The 718-nt window shown below is 58.6% G+C and carries 1 protein-coding gene; it reads left to right on the top strand.

Annotation, left to right across the window (positions count from 1 at the left end; all coding sequences use genetic code 11):
• A partial coding sequence (locus ACR0CG_RS24030; protein WP_480528028.1) for a class I tRNA ligase family protein occupies nucleotides 1-718 on the top strand: 718 nt, incomplete at both ends.

Genomic DNA, 718 nt, shown 5'->3' with positions numbered 1-718 from the left:
CCACAAGCTCGCAACCGGTCATAACGTGCTGCACCCGATGGGCTGGGACGCGTTCGGGATGCCTGCGGAAAACGCCGCAATGGCCAGTGGTGGCCACCCCAAAGATTGGACCTACGGCAATATCGCCGACATGCGCGGACAGATGAAGCCGCTGGGCCTGTCGATCGACTGGTCTCGTGAATTCGCCACCTGTGATCCGGAATACTACGGCCAGCAGCAGGCTTTGTTCCTGGATATGCTCGAGGCCGGTCTGGTCTATCGCAAGAACGCCGTGGTGAACTGGGACCCGGTCGATATGACCGTTTTGGCCAATGAACAGGTAGAAAACGGCCGTGGCTGGCGTTCAGGCGCCTTGGTTGAGCGTCGCGAGTTGACTCAGTGGTTTTTCAAGATTTCCGATTATTCCGAGGAACTGCTCGACGCGCTGGATACGCTGGATAACTGGCCCGCCAAGGTACGCCTGATGCAAGAGAACTGGATCGGCAAGTCCCGTGGCCTGCAATTCGGGTTCGAACGCACCGATGGAGGTGAGCCGATCACCGTCTACACGACACGGCCCGATACGCTGATGGGCGCGTCGTTTGTTGGCATCTCGCCCGATCATCCGATTGCCAAGCAGCTTGAGGCAGAAAACCCGAAAGTCGCTGAATTCGTTGCCGAATGCCGCAAGGGCGGCACCACCGAAGAGGCGATCGAAACCGCCGAAAAGCTGGGTTAT

The organism is Ruegeria sp. AB8, from assembly GCF_056542605.1.
Note: the sequence above shows the minus strand (reverse complement) of the source record. Positions and strands in the feature narration are given on the sequence as shown.